Below are 21,235 nucleotides of genomic sequence, written 5' to 3' on the forward strand. Positions count from 1 at the left end.
GCAGCCGCCTGCCATGTCCTTCATCGACCTCAGCCACGATTTCGCCGACGGCATGCCGGGCTTCTCGCTGCGGCGGGAGGGCGAGGTCCGCCAGTTCACCGCCTCGATCCGGCCCTTCGTCACCCATCGGGATTCGGCGCCGTTCTATGACGGGCAGGCGAGCTTCGAGATCACGGAGATCAGTTTCCAGACCTCGATCGGAACCTATCTCGACTCGCCCCGGCATCGCTGGCCGGATCGACGCGACATCGCCGGGTTGACGCTCGACGAGGTCATCCTGCCGGGTCTCTGCGTCACCGTTGCCGATGCCCGGCCCGACGAGCGGATCGGCCTGTCACGGCTCGATCTGCCGGAAGACCTTGCGGGCAAGGCCGTCCTGATCCGTTTCGGCTGGGACATCCACTGGGCCACGCCGGCTTATGACCATTATCCGTTCATCGACGCCGACGTCATCGCGGCGCTGCGTGATCGAGGCGCGAAACTGCTCGGCGTGGACACACCCAATGCCGACAGCCGCAGCGAACTGTCGCGGCCGGCGCACACGGTCCTGCTCGGGCAGGATATTCTGATCGTCGAGAATCTGTGTGATCTTGGCCGACTGCCGGCAACGGGGTTTCGCTTCTTCTGCGTGCCGATCAAGGCCGTTGGTGCGGCCGCCATGACGATCCGCGCCTTCGCGGAAACGGCCTGACAATACTGCGAGAGGACACGCCGATGCCACATGTCGAAGCAATCGCCGAGCCCGCCGACGCCGCGCAGCGCCGCGCCAGACCCCTGACCGTCTGCTACCCCGTCGAGAGCCTGCCGAAGCCCGACATGGCGATGATGGCGCGCGCCCGGCAGCATCTGACGAAGATCGACGAGGTTCTCGTCGCCCCCCGCGATGCCGAGGCCTTCCAGGTCCCCGCCGGCCACTTCTTCCGGATCATCGGCGTCGACGGCCCGCAGGTCGGCGATCTCAACCTCTGGAATGCGCATGACCTCACGGAGCGGTTCTTCAGCGGCAAGACCCGCCAGCTCCACGCCACCCATGTCTCGACCGGCGACCGGCTCTGGAGCAGCATGCCTTGCCTGCGGCCCATGGCCACGATCACCCATGACACGCTGGCCTGGTATGGCTGGGACGAGGATGGCGGCGGCATCCATGACGTCATCGGCACGCGCTGCGACCCCTACACCAACCGCCTGCTCTCGGGCGGCGACTACGACCATTGCTGCCATTCCAACCTGACGCGCGCTCTGGCGAAGGCGACGGGGCTGCCGGTGAAGGAGGCCGAGATGCATGTCCACGACGTGCTCAACGTCTTCATGTGCACCGGCTTCACCCGCGACACGCATCAGTATTTCATGAAGGCGAGCCCGGTACGCCCGGGCGACTTCCTCGAGTTCTTCGCCGAGATCGACCTGCTCGGCGCGCTCTCGGCCTGCCCGGGTGGCGATTGCAGCACGACCCATTCCAGCGACGTCGCCGCCTGCTACCCGCTCAAGGTCGAGATCTTCCGCACCGAGCCGGGCCTTCTGGCGGGCTGGGCCTCGCCGCAACCCAGCGCCTATCCGCGCACGCATGGGGTGGCGGGCTGATCAAGCCCATCATCCAGCGCCATTATCGGACTAAGCGAAGCGCAGACCCGAAAGTCTCAGTACAAGAACAGCGCCGTCGCTGACGCCGCCGCCGACCCGTCCCCCAACGAAGTCGGCTCGCGGTGATGGCGCGCGATCAACAACGAGGCACCGTGTTTGCTTCATTTCCACGCCGCCCAACTCCTCCAATTCTCCCGAGCGAATTTCAACTCTTCGGACGTATATTTCTCTTTCTTCTTGATCTTTAGCACCGTCCCGACTGGAACGCGATTCGGATTGTTTCCAATTGCCTTGTAATTGTACTTCCAGATCAGCGGCCATAGCTCGAATGTGCCGTATCGCTCCTTCGAAATCTGGGAGAGCATGACTCCGGCCTTAGTCGGCGGCGTGTTCGCCATGAAATCCGCAGGGTTCGTCACCGCTTCCGGTGGCGGCTTGCGCGCCTTCTGTGCGTCGAAGCTCGCCTTTACCGCTTCAATGCCGAGCTTGAGCTTGCGAATTTGCGCTTTGGCATCAAATTCCGGTGCATGCTCGCCGTAGTTGGACGGATCTGTCGCGAGAGCGTCCCAATACTCCGCCGCCATCATCCAGCCCTTGAGATCGATGTAGAGAAACTGGCTGCCATTGCGCTTGAATGAATCGGGGAGGCGCGAGGCAATGCCGAAGGCCGAGAGCTGCCGCCACACGGCCAAAAACGCGTCGGAACCATTGTTCGTGTCGTATGCCCGCTTGGCACGCATGAGAGGCTCTTTGATGAACGGATCAAATACCATTTCATAGGCACCCGCGGCCAAGAAGCTTGCTGCGGGGGTCAGCACCACGGAGAGATAGGCGGCGCGGTAGACGTGCTCGACATTGGCGCAGGCATCACGGTTGAAATAGCCGTCCGGCTTGCCGAGTTTGAGGTTGACGTCTTCGATCGCCCAATCCTGTCCTTCGGCACGCGTCTGGCTGATCCAATCGCTGGCAGTGACGAGGATGCGAACGTTCGGCGTTTTCTCGACCGCCAGAAAGGCATTGGTGACAGGCGTTGCTGTCCATCCTTTGGCGAGCTCGTGCTTTCCCTTTTCCCAGACAAGAAGGGCAAGCTCCTTTTCCTTCGGATCGGTGAAGAAGGAATCAACAGATCGCATACCCACGGCAAAATCTCCCGCCTTCAGATCGCAGCTCTACGCCGTAGTATCCGATCCTTATCTGAGTGACGCGACGCCATTTATTCGGATGATGCGCGGATATAATTGCTCCAGCGGACGATGCCCGCCAGCACGATCCTGGCTACGCCGCCTCCAGCCCGACTGCAGCGCCGCCCGCCGCGTAGAGAGCCCGCCGCGGGCCTTGAACTCGGCATGCGTCCCCTCCTCGACGACGCGGCCGTCCTCCATCACCAGGATGCCGGTGCAAGGAAGCGGTCGGAGAATGCCTCAATTGCCGATCATTGCGGCTTCGTAAACCGCGCGACATCGCCTTTAGCGTTCACCTTGACCTGGCATTAGAGCGACATCGCCTAAGGAGGGCATCGACCCCAGGGAGACCTCCGGCGATGGCTCTGCCGCTTTCCATTCCCATGTTGTTGGCAGGTCTGCTGGGCGTCATGGCCGCGCCTGCCTGGGCGCGCGGCCCAAATCTCTGCACGGTCGAGCGGATGGAGACCGATCCGGCCTCGGTGGAGGCCCCCTGCAGCGCACGCCTCGACACCGCCAAGCTCAGCCCCAAAGCGCGGGCCGAAGCCCTGCACATCCGTGGAAAGGGGCGCGACCGTACCGGCGCGGCACAACTCGCTCTTCGAGATTACGAGGCCGCAATCGTGCTGCAGCCGAAGAACGGCGACCTCTATGCCAGCAGGGCCAGCGCCCGTTTCAACCGTACCGATTTCGAAGGCGGCGTCGCCGATCTGCAAACCGCGCTCCAACTCGACGAACGGAATACGCGTGCCTTGGTCAGCATCGGGAATCTGATGATCGAGTCCGGCCAGCCCGATGGGCTCAAGCTGCTCGACAAGGCCCTCAGGATAGACCCGAAGCAACCTTTCGGGCTGCTTTTCCGGCTGCGAGCCTATGCGGAACTCGGTCGCTGGCAGGAGGCCTTCAAAGATGCCGACGCGCTGGTGGCCTTGCCGCGCAAGAGCCTCAACCGCGCCAGCTACCGCGGCCGCGACGGCCTGCCCGAAGATTTCCACATCGTGGCTCTGGAAGAGCGGGCGAAACTCTTCAATGCCCGCCGCCAAACCGCCGAAGCGGAGGCGGATCTGAACGCGGCCGTCGCCTACAAGGAGGGGCCTCAATCTTATCTTGCCCGGGGTACCTTTCTCTTCGGCAAGGTTGGCCGTGAAACCGATGCGCTGCGCGACTTTGACAGGCTGGTCGACACCCAATCGCATCGAGCCTGGTTCCATTCAGCCCGAGCCGAATTGTTGCTTCGCCTCAAGCGATCGACAGATGCCCTGGAAGCCTCGGAGCGAGCCATCATCATCGACGACAGCGAGGGGGTAGCCTACGAAATCCGTGGGAACGCGCTGACGCAACTCGGGCGCTTCGACGAAGCCTTCGCCGATTTCACCACGGCCCTGGATCGCGACCCGTCGCTCATTCCAAAGCATCTCGACCGCCTCCAGATGGCCGGCTACTTCCCCAGTCGACAGCCTCCAACGGAGATGACGCCCCTGCTCCGGGACGCACTCAAGGCCTGCTCGCTCGATCCTGCGTGCCGGGAGCGGTGACCGTCATGAAGCGCCTTGCCCTTCTGTCGCTGTTTCTCATATCGGCCGCCTTGCCCTGCGCTGCGGCAAACGATGCAGGCTTGTCCGGACCGTTCCGCATGATGGGCGGAGCGACCTGCGACGCTGGCGGCCTCGCCCAGCACCAGGGCGCCTGCGATCCGCCCGCTCTGGACACGACCGGCCTTCCAGCCGCGACGGCGGCGGCCGCCCGTTTCGAGCGCGCGCGCAAGCTGCTCGCGCTCGTGCGGCTGGATGCGGCCAAGGAAGAACTCGGCAAGGCGATCGCGGCCGAGCCGACCGCCGTCGAAGCGCTGCATTTCCGCGCCCGCCTTCGGCTCAGCATGGGCGATCCCAAGGGCGCGCAGCAGGATCTGGACGCGGCCATCAAGGCCGCCCCCGACAACGCCCTGGTCAGGAGTTCGCTCGCCTATCTGCATCTGCAGATGCGGCGCTTGCCGGAGGCACTGCGCGAGATCGAAACCACCTTGGCGGCGATGCCCGACGATCCGGACGCCCGCTGGATTCGTGCCTCGATCCTGATCGCCCTCGGCCAGAGCGACAAGGCGATCGCGGATCTCGATGTCGCCGTCCGCGACGCCGGCAATGTCAGAGCACGGGAAACCCGGGCCGCTCTGCATCTCCGGCAAAACCGCCTGGAAGCCGCGGTCGCGGATGCCGACCGCGTTCAGCGGGCACGCCCCGAAGACCCGACCACGCTGACCATCCGCGTCCTTGCGAAGATCGGCGCCGGCAAGACCGACGAGGCACTCGCTGACCTCGACAAGCTGATCGGCCCGCCGGGCGGGCCCTACCGAATGCCCGTGGAGTATCAGGACTTCGGACGGCTGACCTATCAGCGGGCGATGTTGCTGGCGTCCGCAGGCCGCGGGGAGGATGCGATGAAGGACGTCGCTTATGTCCTCGACAAGGGCGGCATCAGGGCGATTCTCCGGCTTCAGATCTTCCTGCGCCACAATGGGATGCCCGATGTGGTCCTCGACGGACAGCGCTCGTCCCAACTCGACGCTGCCGTCATGGCCTGTTTCGGCAACGCAGCCTGCGGACGCGGTCTGAGCCGGCCACTGTGAACCGCTGCCCCTCCCGCCTCTACGCCGCCTCCAGCCCGAACTGCAGCGCCGCCAGCCGCGCATAGAGCCCGCCGCGCGCCTTCAGCTCGGCATGCGTCCCCTCCTCGACGACGCGGCCGTCCTCCATCACCAGGATGCGGTCGGCAGAGAGGATGGTGGCGAGGCGGTGCGCCACGACCAGCGTGGTGCGGCCCTTCATCAGCGCGTCGAGCGCATCCTGAACCGCCCGCTCGCTCTCGGAATCGAGCGCGCTCGTGGCCTCGTCGAGCAGCAGGATCGGCGCGTCCTTCAGCACCGCGCGCGCGATCGCCAGCCGCTGCCGCTGCCCGCCCGACAGCGTCACGCCGCGCTCGCCGACGACCGTGTCGTAGCCCTGTGGCAGCTCCCGGATGAAGCCGTCGGCCGCCGCCAGCCGCGCCGCCTCCTCGACCTCGGCCAGCGTCGCCTCGGGACGGCCATAGGCGATGTTGTCGCGCACCGAGACGCCGAAGACGGTCGGCTCCTGCGGCACCAGCGCGAAGCGCTGGCGCCAGGCCTCAGGGTCTACCTGCGGCCCGGCCATGCCGTCGACCACGACGCGCCCGGCGGCCGGATCGTAGAAGCGCAGTGCCAGCTGCAGCACGGTGCTCTTGCCGGCGCCCGAGGGCCCGACCAGCGCCACCCGCTCGCCGGCCCGCACCGAGAAGGTGAGGTCCGACAGCGCCTGGACGCTGCGGCCGGGATAGCTGAAGGAGACGCCCTCGAAAGCGAGTTCGCCGCGCGCCGGCTCCGGCATCGGCGCCGGGTTCGGCGGGGCGGCGATGGCCGGCTTGAGGGCGAGGATCTCGCCCAGCCGCCCGGCGGCGCCGGCCGCCGCCGAGACGTCGCCATAAACCTCCGAGAGCTGGCCGAGCGAACTCGCCGCCAGCACGGCATAGAGCAGGAACTGCGACAGCCGCCCGCCGCTCATCCGCCCCTCGAAGACCTCCGTCGCGCCCGTCCACAGCACCCAGACCACGCTGGCGCTGACCAGGAAGATCGCCACGCCCGAGAGCAGCGCGCGCGAGGCGGTCGCGGCGCGCGAGGCGCCATAGGCCTCGTCCGAGGCCTGACCAAAGCGGGCCGCCGTCTGCCGCGCCGCCCCAAAGGACTGCATGGTGCGGATCGCGCCGACCGCTTCCGAGGCGAAGGCGGAGGCGTCGGCGAGCCGGTCCTGCGCCGCCCGGGCGCGCCGGCGCACCGAGCGCCCGGAAAACACCAGCGGCAGCACGATGAGCGGGATCGCGCCGATCACGATGGCCGCGAGCTGCGGACTGGTCGCGATCATCAGCGAGAGCGCGCCGATCGTCATGATCACGTTGCGCAGCGCAATCGAGGCCGTCGAGCCGAAGGTCGACTTGATCTGCGTCGTGTCGGCGGTCAGCCGCGAGACCAGGTCGCCCGCCCGGCTCGAATCGAAGAAGGCGGGCTCCAGCCGCGTCAGATGCGCGAAGACGTCGGCGCGCAGATCGGCGACGATGCGCTCGCCCACCGTCATGACGAGGTAGAACCGCGCCGAGCTCGCCAGCGCCAGCACCGCGACCACGCCGATCAGCAGGACGAAATAGCTGTTGGCGAGCTGCTGCTCGCCGCCGGAGAAGCCGACATCGATCACCCGCCGCACCGCCACCGGCAGCGCCAGCGTCGCCGCCGAGGCGATGACGAGGGCCAGCAGCGCGAGCGCGATCCGCTTGCGATATCTCAGCGCATAGGGCCAGAAGGACGCCAGGGAGCGGAAGTCGGGCCGTGCTTTGGTGTTGTCTTTTTCGGCTGCGGGCACGCGTCTTTGTCCTGTTCTGCTTGCGCTGTCGGCCCGGCTGAGATATGTGCACGCGACTTCACGACAGGCTCATACGAATTTTTCGACGGGCCGGGCAGGCTTGCCTGCTTGTCGACCACGCCCGTTTTCGACGTTTGAGGATTTAGCCATGGCCAAGACCGGCATCCACCCCGACTACCACACCATCAAGGTCGTCATGACCAATGGCACGGAATACTTCACGCGTTCGACGCTCGGCAAGGAGGGCGACACGCTGAACCTCGACATCGACCCGACGACGCACCCGGCCTGGACCGGCGGCTCGCAGCAGATGCTCGACCGTGGCGGCCGCGTTTCGCGCTTCAACTCGCGCTTCTCCGCGATCGGCTCGCTCGGCAAGAAGTGATCTGCCGGCGGGTGCGCCCGCCCGCGCTGATCTGAATCAAGAACGGCCCGGTCTTTCGACCGGGCCGTTTCGTTTTGGAGCGCGTCCCGGCGCGGCGATCAGCCGCGCGGCGAAATCAGAGCGCGAGGCCGAGGCGGGCGTGCAGGCTGGCGAGCTGGTCCTGGACCGGATTGGCCTTCTCGGCGGGAGCGGGCGCGTTCATCTGGCCCTCGAGATGGCGGATGCGGGCCTGCAGCCGGAAGGAATGGGCGATGAGGTCGCTCAGGCCCTGCGGCAGGCGCTCCAGCTCGGCGGGCGTGCCCGACACGCCGGTCTCGGGAATGCGGACCTTGGCGTTCTCGGCGCGCGCCTGCTCGGCGGTCATCTCGCCCTCGGCGACGGCGCGCTGGACCAGCAGCCAGGAGGCGATCTGCATCAGCCGCGTCGTCAGGCGCATGCTCTCGGTCGCATAGCTGAGCGCGACCTCGCGCGGCAGCGCCGCGGACTGGGTGCGGCCCTCGCCGTCGAGATAGGCGGCGGTGTTCTCGACCAGCCCCATCCCCTCGCGGAACAGCACCATGAAGGCATCGGACTTCACGAAGCCCCGCGCGAAGGAGATCGCGCCGTCTGCGTTGGCGGGCTCGCGGATCAGCAGGTCGTTCATGGCCTTGTCTCCCATCGGCACAACACCGTGTCCGCTTGGCACGCGTCACGGCTCATGCCGCCGATGTCGCAAGGATAGCGCCGATGGGCAGGCGCCGCGCCGGTAAGGTGTGGTTAACCTTAACGCGGGTACAGACCATAAAAAAGAGCCGCCCGGAGGCGGCTCGAAGGTCAACAGGGAGGCGTCAAACAGAGCGGGCAGGAGCCACTCGCATCCAGACAAACTGGATGATGCGATTCATACTTTGGAATCGTTAAGAGCCCCTTAACGGCGCGGCCGGCTGCCGCGTTTTCAATCGGTTTTCCGGAAGAAGGCGTCGGCGGCGCTGCGCGAGGCGGCCTTCTTCACCCGCGCCTCCGCCAGCCGCTCGATCTCGGCCTGGAGCGCCGCCACCCGCAGGTCGATCTCGGCCAGGGACAGCATCGACAGATCCTGCCCGATTTCGTGAACGGGCTTCGGCTTGGGCCGATCATCATCGGAAAACAGCGACATCGGCGCCTCCTCTCCACGATCGCCCGCGTGGCGATCACGGCAGATTACGCCCCGCGGGCGACCCGCGCCACCGCCGCGGCGAGGCGTCTCGCCGGCTCTTTTTCTTGGACAGAAGCCCCCGCCTCCCCTATAAGCCGGCCATCCTGTTCATCGTCGATGATTTGGATGGCCGGCCGAAGAGGCCGGTCGGCGCCCGAGAGCTATTGTCCGCGACGTTGCCCCGGCCGAGCGCCGGATTCCGAGATTCCAGGAGACAGCCCGTGTCGTTACCCCCGCTGATGCCGAAGGCCACCGCGGTCTGGCTGGTCGAGAACACGTCCCTGACCTTCGAGCAGATCGCCGAGTTCTGCAAACTCCACCCGCTCGAGGTGCGCGGCATCGCCGATGGCGAGGTCGCGGCCGGCATCAAGGGGATGGACCCGATCAACTCCGGGCAGCTGACCCGCGAGGAGCTCGAGCGCGCTGCCGCCAACCCCGCCCATCACCTCAAGCTCGCCGAGCGCAAGGTGAAGGTGCCCGAGATGAAGAAGACGAAGGGCCCGCGCTACACCCCCGTCTCGAAGCGGCAGGACCGGCCCAACGCCATCCTCTGGCTGCTGCGCAACCACCCCGAGCTCAAGGACGCGCAGGTCATCCGCCTGATCGGCACGACCAAGTCGACGATCGCGCAGATCCGCGACCGCACCCACTGGAACGCCCAGACGCTCTCGCCGATCGATCCGGTCAGCCTCGGCCTGTGCTCGCAGATCGACCTCGACTTCGAAGTCGGCCGCGCCGCCAAGGACCGCCCGGCCATGGTCGCCGAGATCGGCTCGACCCTGCTACCGGCCGAGGAGACCACGGCGCCGGAGCCCGCGCCGCTGAGCCAGACCTTCGCCGACATGGGCAAGCCCAAGCGCGAGGAAGAGGCGGCCATCGACGTCGACTCCGTCTTCGCCAAGCTCAAGCAGATGAAGCGTCCGGTCGACGAGGACGACGAGGCCTGAGGCGGCTTGCCGATGACGGCTCGCCCTGACACCGTGCCGGAATGAGTGCCGGACTAGCCTTCACCTTTCTGGGAACCGGCGCGCCGCCTGTCAGCCTGCGGCGTGCCGGTCCCTCTCATCTCGTCGAGGCCGGCGGCTGCAAGCTGCTGATCGATTGCGGCTCGGGTGTCAGCCAGCGGCTTGTCGCGGCCGGCCATCGCGGCGCCGACATCGACCTGCTCATCGTCACCCACGAGCATTCCGACCATCTGGTCGATTTCTATCAGCTCGTCATCTCCTCCTGGCACCAGGGCCGAAACCGCCCCTGGCGCGTGCTGGCGCCCGCCCCCGCACTGGCCAATCTGCGGGACCAGTACGAGGCCTTCGCGCGCGAGCGCCGCCTGCGCATCGCCTTCGAGCAGCGTCCCGATGCCAGCGGCCTCGACGTCGTCTTCGAGGAACTGCAGGAGGGGCCGGTCGCCGGCCTCCAGGGCCTCTCCGTGACGGCATTCCTGGTGGACCACAAGCCGGTGGAGCCGGCCTTCGGGCTGACGTTGAGCGACGGCACGAGCCGGATCGTTTTCTCCGGGGACACCCGCCTCACCCCGACCCTCGAGCAGGCCGCCGAGCATTGCGATCTGCTCGTCAGCGAGGTCTATGTCGAGAGCCAGATGCCCGTCGTCGCCGGCATCCGCACGGCCGCCACCGTCGCAGCCGTGAAGAGCTACCATATGACGCCGCAGGTGGTGGGCGACCTGGCGCGCAGGAGCGGTGCCAGGGCCCTGGCGATCACGCACATCGTGCCGCCCGCGGCCGATACGGCGCTGGTCGCTGAAGAGATTCGGGCGAGCGGCTATGCCGGGCCGCTGATCATCGGCGAGGATCTGATGCGGCTGGAGTGGCCGCAGCGCCTGCTCCGGTGGAACGGCGCGACCATCGGCTTCTAGCCCGGCGATCCGCGCCCGCGCCCTACCCCAGCCCCTTCGCCTTCAGCGCCAGCCCGATCTCGTCCAGCACGGCGGGGTCCTCGATCGTCGCCGGCATGGCGTAGTCCTCGCCATCGGCGATCTTCTTCATCGTCGCGCGCAGGATCTTGCCGGAGCGCGTCTTGGGCAGCCGCCCGACCGTCAGCGCCAGCCGGAAGGCGGCAACCGGGCCGATCTTCTCGCGCACCAGCGCCACCAGTTCACGCTCGACCGCGTCGGGGCTCTGGGTGATGCCGGATTTCAGCACCACGAAGCCGCAGGGCTGCTCGCCCTTGATCGTGTCGCGGATGCCGACGACGGCGCATTCCGCCACCGCCGGATGCGAGGCCAGCACCTCCTCCATGCCGCCCGTCGAGAGGCGATGGCCGGCGACGTTGATGATGTCGTCGGTGCGCCCCATGATGAAGACGTAGCCGTCGGCGTCGATGAAGCCGGCATCCGAGGTGTTGTAGAAGCCCGGGAAGGCCGCGAGATAGGATTCGACGAAGCGCTCCTCGGCCTGCCACAGCGTCGGCAGCGCGCAGGGCGGCAGCGGCAGCTTGATCACGATCGCGCCCATCGTGCCCGCCGGCACCGGCCGCCCGCCCTCGTCGACGCATTGCACGTCGTAGCCCGGCATCGGCACCGTGGGGGAACCCGGCTTCACCGGCAGCAGTTCCAGCCCGATCGGATTGCCGACGATCGGCGAGCCGGTCTCGGTCTGCCACCAATGGTCGATCACCGGCACCTTCAGGATGTCCTGCGCCCAGACCAGCGTGTCGGGGTCGGCCCGCTCGCCGGCCAGGAATAGCGCCCGGAACCGCGAAAGGTCATAGGCCGGCAGCAGCGTCGCCTGCGGATCCTCCTTGCGGATCGCGCGGAAGGCGGTGGGCGCCGTGAACAGCACGACCGCCTTGTGCTCGGCGATCAGCCGCCAGAAGGCGCCGGCATCGGGCGTGCCCACCGGCTTGCCCTCGTAGAGCACCGAGGTCGCGCCCTGGATCAGCGGCGCGTAGACGATGTAGCTGTGGCCGACGACCCAGCCGACATCCGACGCCGTGATCATCACCTCGCCCGGCTTCACGCCGTAGAGATTGTCCATCGTCCACTTCAGCGCGACCATGTGGCCGCCATTGTCGCGCACCACGCCCTTGGGCTTACCCGTGGTGCCGGAGGTGTAGAGGATGTAGAGCGGGTCGGTCGCCGCGACGGGGACACATTCGGCCCGTCGCCCCTGCGCCTTGGCGGCAGCCACCAGCATGCGCCAGTTCTTGTCGCGGGTGGCGTGCATCGACGCCTCGACCTGCGGCCGCTGCAGGATCAGGCAGGTCTGCGGCTTGTGCGCGGAGAGCTCGATCGCCTGGTCGAGCAGCGGCTTGTATTCGACGACGCGGCTGGGCTCGATGCCGCAGGTCGCGGCCAGGATGACCTTGGGCGTCGCATCCTCGATGCGCGTCGCCAGTTCCTTGGCCGCGAAGCCGCCGAACACGACCGAATGCACCGCGCCGATGCGGGCGCAGGCGAGCATGGCGAAGGCCGCCTCCGGCACCATCGGCATGTAGAGAACGACACGGTCGCCCTTGCCGACGCCGAGATCCTGCAGCACCGCCGCGAGCGCCCCGACCTCGTCGAGCATCTGCGCATAGGTGAAGACGCTCTTGGTGCCGGTGACCGGGCTGTCATGGATCAGCGCCGGCTGCTCGCCGCGCCCGTCGCGCACATGCCGGTCGAGCGCGTTGAAGCAGGTGTTGCAGGTCGCGTCGGGGAACCAGCGGCCATAAGCACCCTGGGCGGCGTCGAAGATGCGCTGCGGCGGCGAGATCCAGTCGATCGCCCGGGCGGCCTCCGCCCAGAACCCCTCCGGATCAGCCTGCCAGCGCCCATAGACCTCGCCGTAGCGGCCCTGCTCCGTCATGGCACCCTCCCTTGCTTTTTGTTGTCGCCATCCCTTCACAGAGGCGCGGCGCGCCGTCGAGAGCGACTTTCGCACATGGCGCCCCTGCGCCCTTGATCTTCTACCGCGCTTCGGGAGATGCCACGGTTGATCTGGCGCAAGCGCCGCCCTTCGCCTTTCGGACCCCTCCCGATCATGCTGCTCGACCCCGCCTTCTTCGCCGCCATGGTGCCGGCGGTCATCCTGATGGGACTGTCGAAGGGCGGCTTCTCGGGGCTCGGCCTGCTGTCGCTGCCGCTGATGGCGCAGGTCGTCTCGCCGGTGACGGCCGCCGCGATCATGCTGCCGGTGCTGATGTCTCAGGATGTCGTCACCGTCTGGTCCTACCGGCGCGATTTCGACCGCCGCACGCTGGCGACGCTGCTGCCCGGTGCCGCACTCGGCATCTTCGCGGGCTATCTCCTGGCCGCGCGGGTGGCGGACGGCGCCGTCGTTCTTGCGGTCGGGCTGATCTCGGTCGTCTTCGCGCTGCGCAATCTCGTCTCCGGCGGCCAGGCGGAGCGGCCGCCGACACGGTCGAATTATCCGCAGGGCACGTTCTGGGGCGCGCTCTCGGGCTTCACCAGCATGATCGCCCATGCCGGCGGGCCGCCCTACCAGATCTACACCATGCCGCTGCGGCTGCCGCCGGCCGTCTTCGTCGGCACCGGCGCGATCTTCTTCGCGCTGATCAACGTCATCAAGGTCTTCCCCTACATCGCGCTCGGCCAGTTCACGACCGCCAACCTCACGGCGTCGCTGGCGCTGCTGCCGGTCGCCATCGTCTCGACGGTGGCGGGCGTCTGGCTGGTCCGGAAGGTGCCGGTGAAGCGCTTCTACCGGATCATCTACAGCCTGCTCCTGCTGGTCGGCCTGAAGCTGACCTATGACGGGCTGAAGGGGCTGCACTGGCTCTGACGTGATGCGCCCGTGCCCCCTTGCGCGATCTCGGCCGAAGGGATGGATTACGGACAAGGCCCGCAGAGGCTAAGCCGAACGGGAGGGGACACCGCATGACGACATCCGCCTACGACACCGATCTCGACCGCAACCCGGCCAACCACCAGCCGCTGACGCCCCTGCCATTCCTCGAGCGCGCGGCCTCGGTCTTCCCCGACCACATCGCGATCATCCACGGCCCGCTGCGGCGCTGTTACGCCGAATTCTACGCCCGCTCGCGCCGCCTCGCCTCGGCGCTGGCCCGCCACGGCATCGGCAAGAACGACACGGTGGCCGCCATGCTGCCCAACACGCCCGCCATGCTGGAATGCCATTACGGCGTGCCGATGTGCGGCGCTGTGCTCAATACGCTCAACACCCGCCTGGACGCCGCAATCATCGCGTTTTCGCTGGATCATGGCGAGGCCAAGGTCCTGATCACCGACCGGGAGTTCGCGAAGACGATCAAGGAAGCGCTGACGCTGTGCAAGGCCAAGCCCCTGGTCATCGACTATGACGACCCGGTCTATGACGGCCCCGGCGAGCGGCTCGGAACGGTCGACTACGAGGATTTCATCGCCGCCGGCGACCCCGATTTCGACTGGGCGATGCCCGCCGACGAATGGGACGCGATCGCGCTGAACTACACCTCCGGCACCACCGGGGACCCCAAGGGCGTGGTCTACCACCATCGCGGCGCCAATCTGCTGGCGACCTCGAACATCCTCACCGGGCAGATGGGCCGCCATCCGGTCTATCTCTGGACACTGCCGATGTTTCACTGCAACGGCTGGTGCTTCCCCTGGTCGATCTCGCTCGTCGCCGGCACCCATGTCTGCCTGCGCCAGGTCCGCGCCAAGGCGATGTACGACGCGCTCGCCGACCATGGCGTGACTCATCTCTGCGGCGCGCCGATCGTGATGTCGGCCCTGCTCAACGCGCCCGCCGAGGAGCGCCGCGACTTCCCGCAGACGGTCTCCTTCTTCACCGCCGCCGCCCCGCCGCCGGAGGCCGTGCTCGCCGGCATGAAGCAGGCCGGCTTCGAGGTGACGCATCTCTACGGGCTGACGGAAGTTTATGGCCCGGCCGTCGTCAACGACTGGAACCACGCCTGGGACGCGCTGCCGGCGCCCGAGCAGGCGGCGCTGAAGGCGCGCCAGGGCGTGCGCTATCCCGCGCTGGAAGGGCTCGACGTGCTCGACCCCGAGACGATGCAGCCCGTCCCGCGCGACGGCGCGACGATGGGCGAGGTGATGATGCGCGGCAATGTCGTGATGAAGGGCTATCTCAAGAACGCGAAGTCGACGCAGGCCGCCTTCGCGGGCGGCTGGTTCCACACCGGCGATCTCGGCGTGCGCTACCCCGACGGCTACATCCAGCTCAAGGATCGCTCGAAGGACATCATCATCTCCGGCGGCGAGAACATCTCCTCGATCGAGGTCGAGGACGCGCTCTACAAGCACCCGGCGATCCAGGCCGCCGCCGTCGTCGCGCGGCCCGACGAGAAATGGGGCGAGACGCCTTGCGCCTTCGTCGAGCTGAAGCCGGGGAAGACCGCGACGGAAGCCGAGATCATCGCCTGGTGCCGCCAGCACCTCGCCGCATTCAAATGCCCGAAGACGGTGGTCTTCACCGAGGTCCCGAAGACCTCGACCGGCAAGATCCAGAAGTTCCGCCTGCGCGAGATGGCGAAGGCGCTCTGAGCGCTGGCCTTCGGTCTCACTCGCTCGGCTGAGGCGGGGCAGCCGCGGCGGGCGCGGTCCAGCTGCTCGTCCAGGTTTCGGACAGCGTCCGGCCCCGCGCCCGCAGGAAGATCCGCATTTCTCCCGTCTGCCCGTCGGGCAGGCTGGCGTCGACGATGGCGCGGAACCCGCCCGCAGCCGGATTGGGCTGCAGGATCCGCGTCATGACCGAGCCTGCCGTGACGGAGACGGCGAGTTCGACGCGGGCCGGGTCGCCGAGATGATAGGCGAGGTCGCCACCGGCGAAATCGACGATGAAACGCTTGCTGCCCTGCCCCTGCGCATGCCCGTCCTCGAGGTCGGAGCCGGCGAAGCTGTGCTGCGTCTGCGCATAAGGGTGCAGAGGCCCCGTCGTCGAAAGCGCCGAGAGGCTGTAGCGGAATTCCGAGGCCTCGCCGACGGGAAGTGGCGCCTCCGGCGTCCAGCAGGCGCCGATGTTGTCGAAGGCCTCGTTGTCGGTCGGGATCTCGATGAGCTCGATCCGGCCCTTGCCCCACTCGCCCTGCGGCTCGACCCAGTAGCCCGGCCGGGCATGGTAATGCGCTTCGAGGTCCTGGTAGTTGCCGAAGTCCCGGTCCCGCTGCATCAGGCCGAAGCCGCGCGGATTCTCGTCGACGAAGCTCGCGATGCGCAGCGATCTCGGGTTGCGCAGCGGGCGCCAGATCCATTCGCCGCTGCCGGCCTGCATCATCAGCCCGTCGGAATCATGGATCTCGGGCCGGAAGTCGCTGCGCTGGGCGAGGTCGCCCTCCCCCGCCTGGAACATCGAGGTCAGCGGCGCGATGCCGATCCGCTCGATCACCTTGCGCGGAACGATCGTGGCGGTGACGTCGACATGCGTCGTTGGCCCGGGGCGGACGACATAGCGATAGGCGCCGGCGACGGAGGGCGAATCGAGCAGCGCGTAGATCACCAGTTCGGTCGCATCGGGCGCGGGCTCCTCGAGCCAGAGCGCCCGCATGAACGGAAATTCCTCCGGATACGCACCGCCGATGTCGAGGGCGAGCGAGCGGGCCGACAGGCCGTAGCGCTGGCCGCGACCGATCAGCCGGAAATAGCTCGCTCCGAGGAAGGAGATCACCTCGTCCTGCACCGTCGGATGGTTGAGGGTCGTCGTGACGGCGAAGCCGGCGAAGCCCAGCGAGGGCGAGAGCCCCTTCGGCACCGGCACCTTGCCGTATTCGAACAGCGCCGTGGTGAAGGGGATCGGCAGCGCCACGCCATTGGCGACGCTGTGGAGCTGCACCGGCTTGTCGTGCAGGAAGCCGAGATGGAAGGGCAGCAGCCGGAAATCCGATCCACCGTCGCGCCAGAAGGCCTTGTCGCGACGCAAGCGGATCTCGCGGTAGCTGTCATAGCTCAGTTGCGACAGTGATTCGGGGATCCTGGCCGCATCCGCGTCGAAGGGCCTCTCGCCGAGCTGGCGCGCGCGCTCCACCACATCGGCATAGCCGAAGCTCGCCTTGGGGGCGCTGGTCGGCGCCTGTCCCGCGGCCGGCAGCGCCGCCAGCATGCCCGTCGAGCCCAGGAGCCCGAGCAGCAGCCGGCGCGACGGTCGTTCGCCACCCTTCCGCGCCGGAGCGGCTTCGCAGGGCCCGGGCGACTGCGCATCGGGGTTTGGCCGCATCGTCTCGTCATCCTGCCTGTGGTACAGCCCCAACAAGGGCGGCCGGCAGAAGTTCCGGCCCGATGACGCCCGCCGGGCGCGGCCACAAAAAAAGCCGGCCCGCGAGGGCCGGCGACGATCTCGACACAACCTCGACCGAGCCCGCGGGCTCGACCGGCGCTCAATGCAGCGTTCGGTCCGGCATGGTCTGCCGCACGCGCTCGATCTCCTCCTTCAGCAGCAGCTTCTTTCGCTTCATCTCGACCACGGTGAGAGCGTCGGAAGAGGGGCGGGCCACGGCCTGGGCGATGGCTTCCTCGAGCTGACGATGCTTGCGTTCGAGTTCGACGAGATGGGTCTGCAGCGACATCTGGATCCTCCTGATGAGCGGTTGACAGAATCAGTGTGACATAGAGCCGGCTTCGCGTCTGCGGCGGTTTCGTGCTGGGCACGCATGACATTCTGTGATCGTCACCAACGCCTTTCCGCTACGTCATGAATGCCACAGGCCGCGAAGGCGCCGGCCGCCCTCGCTCTTGCGGGGCGCCCGGCGTCTGACCATAGTCGCCGCCAATCGCGGCGATGATGGGACGGCCATGGGATTTGAACTGAGCCCGGAAGAGGTCGAGGCCTTCACCACCGAACTGGCCCGCCTGCGCGAGGAGCATCGCGACCTCGACAGCGCGATCGATGCGCTGGAGCGCGTCGGCGCGATCAACCAGGTCCAGGTCCAGCGGCTGAAGAAGCGCAAGCTCTACCTGAAGGACCGGATCTCGCAGATCGAGGACGCGCTGACCCCCGACATCATCGCCTGAGCCGCTCGGCAAGCGCCCGTCAATCGATTTAAATCGATTTACATGCCCGCTCCGTCCCATTAGAGCCGGGCCGCGCCGACAGGAGCCCTGTCGCTGCGGCAGGGCTCGATCGGCCCTCCGTTGCCGACCTCCCGCAGGTGCGCTACAGGCATGCGACGAGCGTTTTCTTGGGATCAGACCATGGCCGATCACGGACACCCCGCCTCCGACATCCCGCAGATGGACTACCGCGAGCATGAGCGGACCTATCAGGGCTTCGTGCATTTCGCCGAGGTCGGGACGGTCGCCTGCCTCGCCATCGTCGCGGCCCTCGCGGTCGGCGGCACCAAGCACGCCTGGGGCTTCGCCATCATCGGCACGCTGCTGACGCTGGTCGGCACGGCCGTGGGCATCGCCTCGAAGTCGATCGGCTGGCGCGCGCCGGCGGTTCCCTTCGGGCTGCTGATGCTGGCGCTGCTGCTCCTGCCCGCCTCGCACTGACCCCCCGCACCCGCGCCCGAGAGGTTCCGCCGCCATGCGCATCGCCGTGCCTGCCGAAACGCAAGGGGCCGAGACCCGCGTCGCCGTGACGCCGGAGACCGTCCGCAAGTTCAAGGGCCTCGGGGCCGAGGTCGTCGTCGAGACCGGAGCCGGCCTCGCATCGGGCATCTCGGACGCCGATTATGAGGCCGCGGGCGCGTCGATCGCCGCCACGGCCGCCGCCGCGCTGGCAGGCGCCGCCATCGTGCTGAAGGTCCGTCGCCCCGCCGAGAGCGAGATCAAGGGCCTGCCCGCCGGTGCGCTGGTCGTCGCGACGATGGATCCCTATGGCAACGAGGCCGCGCTCGCGGCGCTCGCCAAGGCCAAGGTTTCCGCCTTCGCGATGGAATTCATGCCCCGCATCACCCGCGCGCAGGTGATGGACGTGCTGTCCTCGCAGGCCAACCTCGCCGGCTACCGCGCCGTCATCGACGGCGCCGCCGAATATGGCCGCGCCCTGCCGATGATGATGACGGCGGCGGGCACCGTGCCGGCCGCGCGCATCTTCATCATGGGCGTCGGCGTCGCCGGCCTGCAGGCGATCGCGACCGCGCGGCGCCTCGGCGCCATCGTCACCGCCACCGACGTGCGCCCCGCCACCAAGGAACAGGTCGAATCGCTCGGCGCCAAGTTCCTCGCCGTCGAGGACGAGGAGTTCAAGCAGGCGCAGACGGCCGGCGGCTACGCCAAGGAAATGTCCAAGGAATATCAGGCCAAGCAGGCCGAGCTGACGGCGAGCCACATCGCCAAGCAGGACATCGTCATCACCACCGCGCTGATCCCCGGCCGCCCCGCGCCGAAGCTGATCTCGGCCGCCATGGTCGGGAGCATGAAGGCCGGCTCCGTGATCGTCGATCTCGCGGTCGAGCGCGGCGGCAACTGCGAACTCGCCAAGCCGGGCGAGGTCGTGGTGACGCCCAACGGCGTCAAGATCGTCGGCCACCTCAACGTGCCCGGCCGCCTGCCGGCCACCGCCTCGCAGCTCTACGCCAAGAACCTGCTCGCCTTCGTCGAGACGCTGATCGACAAGGCCGAGAAGAAGGTCGCGGTGAACTGGGACGACGAGCTGGTCAAGGCCACCGCCCTGACCCGCGACGGCGCCGTGATCCACCCGAATTTCGCGGCCAAGCCCGCGCCCAAGCCAGAACCAGAGCCCGTGCCGGCCGTCGAGGGGAGCGTCACCAATGGCTAATCCGACACCCGAACAGGCCCTCGAGCAGGCCCGCTCCGTCGCCGCGGCGGCTAGGCAGGCCGCCGATCTCGCCGCCCAGCATGCCGACAGCCTCGCGGCCGGCGCCAGCGCCGCGACGGGCGGCTTCGTCGATCCCACGGTGTTCCGCCTGGCGATCTTCGTGCTCGCCGTCTTCGTCGGCTACTACGTCGTCTGGTCGGTGACCCCGGCGCTGCACACCCCGCTGATGTCGGTCACCAACGCGATCTCCTCGGTCATCGTCGTCGGCGCGCTGCTCGCGGTCGGCGTCGAGGCGGCGCCTGCGCTGGGCGACGGCCCGGTCTGGGCCAAGATCTTCGGCTTCCTCGCGCTGGTCCTCGCCTCGGTCAACATCTTCGGCGGCTTCCTCGTCACCGAGCGGATGTTGTCCATGTACAAGAAGAAGGGCTGAGCGCCGATGGCCGCGAACCTCTCCGCCCTTCTCTACGTCGTCGCCGGCGTCCTCTTCATCATGGCCCTGCGGGGCCTGTCGCACCCGACGACGTCCCGCCAGGGCAATCTCTACGGCATGGTCGGCATGGGCATCGCCATCGCCACCACGGTCGTCTTCTTCCCGCCGGCCGGCTTCTCGGGCTGGCTCCTGGTCATCGCGGGCATCGCCATCGGCGGCGGCATCGGCGCCTTCATGGCCAAGCGCGTCCAGATGACGCAGATGCCGCAGCTCGTCGCCTTCTTCCACTCGCTCGTCGGCCTTGCCGCGGTGCTGGTGGCGGCGGCGGCGCTCTATGCGCCGAGCGCCTTCGGCATCGGCAAGGTCGGCGGCATCAGCGGCGCCAGCCTGTTCGAGATGGGGCTCGGCGTCGCCATCGGCGCGATCACCTTCACCGGCTCGATCATCGCCTTCCTCAAGCTCGACGGGCGCATGAGCGGCAAGCCGATCATGCTGCCGCAGCGCCACGGCATCAACATCGGGCTCGGCATCGCGCTCGTCGTGCTGCTGCTGATCTTCCTGAAGACCGAGAGCCATGTCGTCTTCTGGCTGATCGTGCTGGTCTCGTTTGCGCTCGGCGTGCTGCTGATCATTCCGATCGGCGGCGCCGACATGCCCGTCGTCGTCTCGATGCTCAACTCCTATTCGGGCTGGGCGGCCGCGGGCATCGGCTTCACGCTCGGCAACATGGCGCTGATCATCACCGGCGCACTGGTCGGCTCCTCGGGTGCCATCCTGTCCTACATCATGTGCAAGGCGATGAACCGGAGCTTCCTCTCGGTCATCCTCGGCGGCTTCGGCGGCGACGATGCCGCGGCCGGCGCCGGTGGTGCGGTCGAGGCGCGCCCGGTCAAGCAGGGCTCGGCGGACGATGCCGCCTACATCATGAAGAACGCCGGCAAGGTCATCATCGTGCCCGGCTACGGCATGGCGGTGGCGCAGGCCCAGCACACGCTGCGCGAGATGGCCGACCTCCTCAAGAAGGAGGGCGTCGAGGTGAAGTACGCCATCCATCCGGTCGCGGGCCGCATGCCCGGCCACATGAACGTGCTGCTGGCCGAGGCCAACGTGCCCTATGACGAGGTCTTCGAGCTCGAGGACATCAACTCGGAATTCGGCCAGGCCGACGTCGCCTTCGTCATCGGCGCCAACGACGTCACCAACCCGGCCGCCAAGACCGACAAGGCCTCGCCGATCTACGGCATGCCGATCCTCGACGTCGAGAAGGCCAAGACCGTGCTCTTCATCAAGCGCGGCATGGCCGCCGGCTATGCCGGCGTCGAGAACGAGCTGTTCTTCCGCCCCAACACGATGATGCTCTTCGGCGACGCCAAGAAGGTCACCGACGACATCGTCAAGGCGATGGCGCACTGAGGCGCCCTCGCCC

The 21,235-nt window shown here is 67.6% G+C and carries 21 protein-coding genes; 14 read left to right on the top strand and 7 right to left on the bottom strand.

Annotation, left to right across the window (positions count from 1 at the left end; translation table 11 throughout):
* Nucleotides 1–13: 13 nt before the first annotated feature.
* Together BSY19_RS24155 and BSY19_RS24160 are read left to right on the top strand one after the other, a co-directional pair.
* Nucleotides 14–691: a cyclase family protein gene (locus BSY19_RS24155; protein WP_069056385.1), complete on the top strand. Its 678-nt coding sequence runs from the start codon at nt 14–16 to the stop codon at nt 689–691.
* Nucleotides 692–714: 23 nt separating this feature from the next.
* The gene (locus BSY19_RS24160) at nt 715–1,581 is read left to right on the top strand and encodes an urea carboxylase-associated family protein (protein WP_069056386.1); all 867 of its coding nucleotides are present in this window, start codon (nt 715–717) and stop codon (nt 1,579–1,581) included.
* A gap of 161 nt (nt 1,582–1,742) precedes the next feature.
* Here BSY19_RS24160 and BSY19_RS24165 read toward each other — a convergent pair whose 3' ends face one another.
* Nucleotides 1,743–2,720 (bottom strand): LysM peptidoglycan-binding domain-containing protein, encoded by a 978-nt coding sequence (locus BSY19_RS24165; RefSeq protein ID WP_150129715.1) that lies wholly within the window; start codon nt 2,718–2,720, stop codon nt 1,743–1,745.
* Nucleotides 2,721–3,121: 401 nt separating this feature from the next.
* Here BSY19_RS24165 and BSY19_RS24170 point away from each other — a divergent pair, with 401 nt between their 5' ends.
* Nucleotides 3,122–4,297, top strand: a complete 1,176-nt coding sequence (locus tag BSY19_RS24170; protein ID WP_069056388.1) for a tetratricopeptide repeat protein — start codon at nt 3,122–3,124, stop codon at nt 4,295–4,297.
* A gap of 80 nt (nt 4,298–4,377) precedes the next feature.
* The gene (locus BSY19_RS24175; RefSeq protein WP_171905200.1) at nt 4,378–5,385 is read left to right on the top strand and encodes a tetratricopeptide repeat protein; all 1,008 of its coding nucleotides are present in this window, start codon (nt 4,378–4,380) and stop codon (nt 5,383–5,385) included.
* Nucleotides 5,386–5,404: 19 nt separating this feature from the next.
* Here the strand turns inward: BSY19_RS24175 and BSY19_RS24180 are convergent, their stop codons facing one another.
* On the bottom strand, nt 5,405–7,183 hold the full coding sequence (locus BSY19_RS24180; RefSeq protein WP_069056390.1) for an ABC transporter transmembrane domain-containing protein: 1,779 nt from the start codon (nt 7,181–7,183) through the stop codon (nt 5,405–5,407).
* 148 nt (nt 7,184–7,331) lie between these two features.
* Between BSY19_RS24180 and rpmE the strand changes: the two genes are divergently transcribed.
* The gene (gene rpmE, locus BSY19_RS24185; protein WP_069056391.1) at nt 7,332–7,568 is read left to right on the top strand and encodes a 50S ribosomal protein L31; all 237 of its coding nucleotides are present in this window, start codon (nt 7,332–7,334) and stop codon (nt 7,566–7,568) included.
* A 115-nt stretch (nt 7,569–7,683) separates the two neighbouring features.
* On the opposite strand, the gene rcdA is transcribed toward rpmE, so the two are convergent.
* Together rcdA and BSY19_RS24195 are read right to left on the bottom strand one after the other, a co-directional pair.
* On the bottom strand, nt 7,684–8,211 hold the full coding sequence (rcdA, locus tag BSY19_RS24190; protein WP_069057359.1) for a protease adaptor protein RcdA: 528 nt from the start codon (nt 8,209–8,211) through the stop codon (nt 7,684–7,686).
* Nucleotides 8,212–8,502: 291 nt separating this feature from the next.
* Entirely contained in the window at nt 8,503–8,703 is a 201-nt protein-coding gene (locus BSY19_RS24195) for a DUF1192 domain-containing protein (RefSeq protein ID WP_069056392.1), read from the bottom strand.
* 260 nt (nt 8,704–8,963) lie between these two features.
* Here BSY19_RS24195 and BSY19_RS24200 point away from each other — a divergent pair, with 260 nt between their 5' ends.
* Nucleotides 8,964–9,689 (top strand): DUF1013 domain-containing protein, encoded by a 726-nt coding sequence (locus tag BSY19_RS24200; RefSeq protein WP_069056393.1) that lies wholly within the window; start codon nt 8,964–8,966, stop codon nt 9,687–9,689.
* Between the two features lie 41 nt (nt 9,690–9,730).
* Entirely contained in the window at nt 9,731–10,615 is an 885-nt protein-coding gene (locus BSY19_RS24205; RefSeq protein WP_069056394.1) for an MBL fold metallo-hydrolase, read from the top strand.
* Nucleotides 10,616–10,637: 22 nt separating this feature from the next.
* Here BSY19_RS24205 and BSY19_RS24210 read toward each other — a convergent pair whose 3' ends face one another.
* On the bottom strand, nt 10,638–12,548 hold the full coding sequence (locus tag BSY19_RS24210) for a propionyl-CoA synthetase (protein WP_069056395.1): 1,911 nt from the start codon (nt 12,546–12,548) through the stop codon (nt 10,638–10,640).
* 174 nt (nt 12,549–12,722) lie between these two features.
* Between BSY19_RS24210 and BSY19_RS24215 the strand changes: the two genes are divergently transcribed.
* Entirely contained in the window at nt 12,723–13,484 is a 762-nt protein-coding gene (locus tag BSY19_RS24215; protein ID WP_069057360.1) for a sulfite exporter TauE/SafE family protein, read from the top strand.
* Between the two features lie 95 nt (nt 13,485–13,579).
* Nucleotides 13,580–15,208, top strand: a complete 1,629-nt coding sequence (locus BSY19_RS24220) for an acyl-CoA synthetase (RefSeq protein WP_069056396.1) — start codon at nt 13,580–13,582, stop codon at nt 15,206–15,208.
* A gap of 16 nt (nt 15,209–15,224) precedes the next feature.
* Here BSY19_RS24220 and BSY19_RS24225 read toward each other — a convergent pair whose 3' ends face one another.
* Both BSY19_RS24225 and BSY19_RS24230 read right to left on the bottom strand, forming a co-directional pair.
* On the bottom strand, nt 15,225–16,874 hold the full coding sequence (locus BSY19_RS24225) for an OpgD/OpgG family glucan biosynthesis protein (RefSeq protein WP_069056397.1): 1,650 nt from the start codon (nt 16,872–16,874) through the stop codon (nt 15,225–15,227).
* Nucleotides 16,875–17,034: 160 nt separating this feature from the next.
* Nucleotides 17,035–17,223: a YdcH family protein gene (locus BSY19_RS24230; RefSeq protein WP_069056398.1), complete on the bottom strand. Its 189-nt coding sequence runs from the start codon at nt 17,221–17,223 to the stop codon at nt 17,035–17,037.
* A 226-nt stretch (nt 17,224–17,449) separates the two neighbouring features.
* On the opposite strand from BSY19_RS24230, the gene BSY19_RS24235 reads away from it, so the two are divergent.
* The 5 genes from BSY19_RS24235 to BSY19_RS24255 all read left to right on the top strand — a co-directional run bounded on the left by BSY19_RS24235 (nt 17,450) and on the right by BSY19_RS24255 (nt 21,222).
* Nucleotides 17,450–17,668 (top strand): YdcH family protein, encoded by a 219-nt coding sequence (locus BSY19_RS24235; RefSeq protein WP_069056399.1) that lies wholly within the window; start codon nt 17,450–17,452, stop codon nt 17,666–17,668.
* Nucleotides 17,669–17,848: 180 nt separating this feature from the next.
* On the top strand, nt 17,849–18,148 hold the full coding sequence (locus BSY19_RS24240) for an aa3-type cytochrome c oxidase subunit IV (RefSeq protein WP_069056400.1): 300 nt from the start codon (nt 17,849–17,851) through the stop codon (nt 18,146–18,148).
* 34 nt (nt 18,149–18,182) lie between these two features.
* The gene (locus tag BSY19_RS24245) at nt 18,183–19,379 is read left to right on the top strand and encodes a Re/Si-specific NAD(P)(+) transhydrogenase subunit alpha (protein ID WP_069056401.1); all 1,197 of its coding nucleotides are present in this window, start codon (nt 18,183–18,185) and stop codon (nt 19,377–19,379) included.
* Nucleotides 19,372–19,809, top strand: coding sequence for an NAD(P) transhydrogenase subunit alpha part 2 (locus BSY19_RS24250; RefSeq protein WP_069056402.1), 438 nt, complete (start codon nt 19,372–19,374; stop codon nt 19,807–19,809). Before BSY19_RS24245 ends, BSY19_RS24250 begins: the two co-directional genes overlap by 8 nt.
* A 6-nt stretch (nt 19,810–19,815) precedes the next feature.
* The gene (locus BSY19_RS24255; protein ID WP_069056403.1) at nt 19,816–21,222 is read left to right on the top strand and encodes an NAD(P)(+) transhydrogenase (Re/Si-specific) subunit beta; all 1,407 of its coding nucleotides are present in this window, start codon (nt 19,816–19,818) and stop codon (nt 21,220–21,222) included.
* The last annotated feature ends 13 nt before the right edge of the window (nt 21,223–21,235 follow it).

It is taken from the genome of Bosea sp. RAC05 (assembly GCF_001713455.1).
GTDB lineage: Bacteria > Pseudomonadota > Alphaproteobacteria > Rhizobiales > Beijerinckiaceae > Allobosea.

Bases quoted from the DNA above. Each gene is read 5' to 3' on its own strand.
- BSY19_RS24155 (WP_069056385.1), top strand. From the start codon at position 14: ATGTCCTTCATCGACCTCAGCCACGATTTCGCCGACGGCATGCCGGGC.
- BSY19_RS24160 (WP_069056386.1), top strand. From the start codon at position 715: ATGCCACATGTCGAAGCAATCGCCGAGCCCGCCGACGCCGCGCAGCGC.
- BSY19_RS24170 (WP_069056388.1), top strand. From the start codon at position 3,122: ATGGCTCTGCCGCTTTCCATTCCCATGTTGTTGGCAGGTCTGCTGGGC.
- rpmE (WP_069056391.1), top strand. From the start codon at position 7,332: ATGGCCAAGACCGGCATCCACCCCGACTACCACACCATCAAGGTCGTC.
- rcdA (WP_069057359.1), bottom strand. From the start codon at position 8,211: ATGAACGACCTGCTGATCCGCGAGCCCGCCAACGCAGACGGCGCGATC.
- BSY19_RS24195 (WP_069056392.1), bottom strand. From the start codon at position 8,703: ATGTCGCTGTTTTCCGATGATGATCGGCCCAAGCCGAAGCCCGTTCAC.
- BSY19_RS24205 (WP_069056394.1), top strand. From the start codon at position 9,731: ATGAGTGCCGGACTAGCCTTCACCTTTCTGGGAACCGGCGCGCCGCCT.
- BSY19_RS24210 (WP_069056395.1), bottom strand. From the start codon at position 12,548: ATGACGGAGCAGGGCCGCTACGGCGAGGTCTATGGGCGCTGGCAGGCT.
- BSY19_RS24215 (WP_069057360.1), top strand. From the start codon at position 12,723: ATGCTGCTCGACCCCGCCTTCTTCGCCGCCATGGTGCCGGCGGTCATC.
- BSY19_RS24220 (WP_069056396.1), top strand. From the start codon at position 13,580: ATGACGACATCCGCCTACGACACCGATCTCGACCGCAACCCGGCCAAC.
- BSY19_RS24225 (WP_069056397.1), bottom strand. From the start codon at position 16,874: ATGCGGCCAAACCCCGATGCGCAGTCGCCCGGGCCCTGCGAAGCCGCT.
- BSY19_RS24230 (WP_069056398.1), bottom strand. From the start codon at position 17,223: ATGTCGCTGCAGACCCATCTCGTCGAACTCGAACGCAAGCATCGTCAG.
- BSY19_RS24235 (WP_069056399.1), top strand. From the start codon at position 17,450: ATGGGATTTGAACTGAGCCCGGAAGAGGTCGAGGCCTTCACCACCGAA.
- BSY19_RS24240 (WP_069056400.1), top strand. From the start codon at position 17,849: ATGGCCGATCACGGACACCCCGCCTCCGACATCCCGCAGATGGACTAC.
- BSY19_RS24245 (WP_069056401.1), top strand. From the start codon at position 18,183: ATGCGCATCGCCGTGCCTGCCGAAACGCAAGGGGCCGAGACCCGCGTC.
- BSY19_RS24250 (WP_069056402.1), top strand. From the start codon at position 19,372: ATGGCTAATCCGACACCCGAACAGGCCCTCGAGCAGGCCCGCTCCGTC.
- BSY19_RS24255 (WP_069056403.1), top strand. From the start codon at position 19,816: ATGGCCGCGAACCTCTCCGCCCTTCTCTACGTCGTCGCCGGCGTCCTC.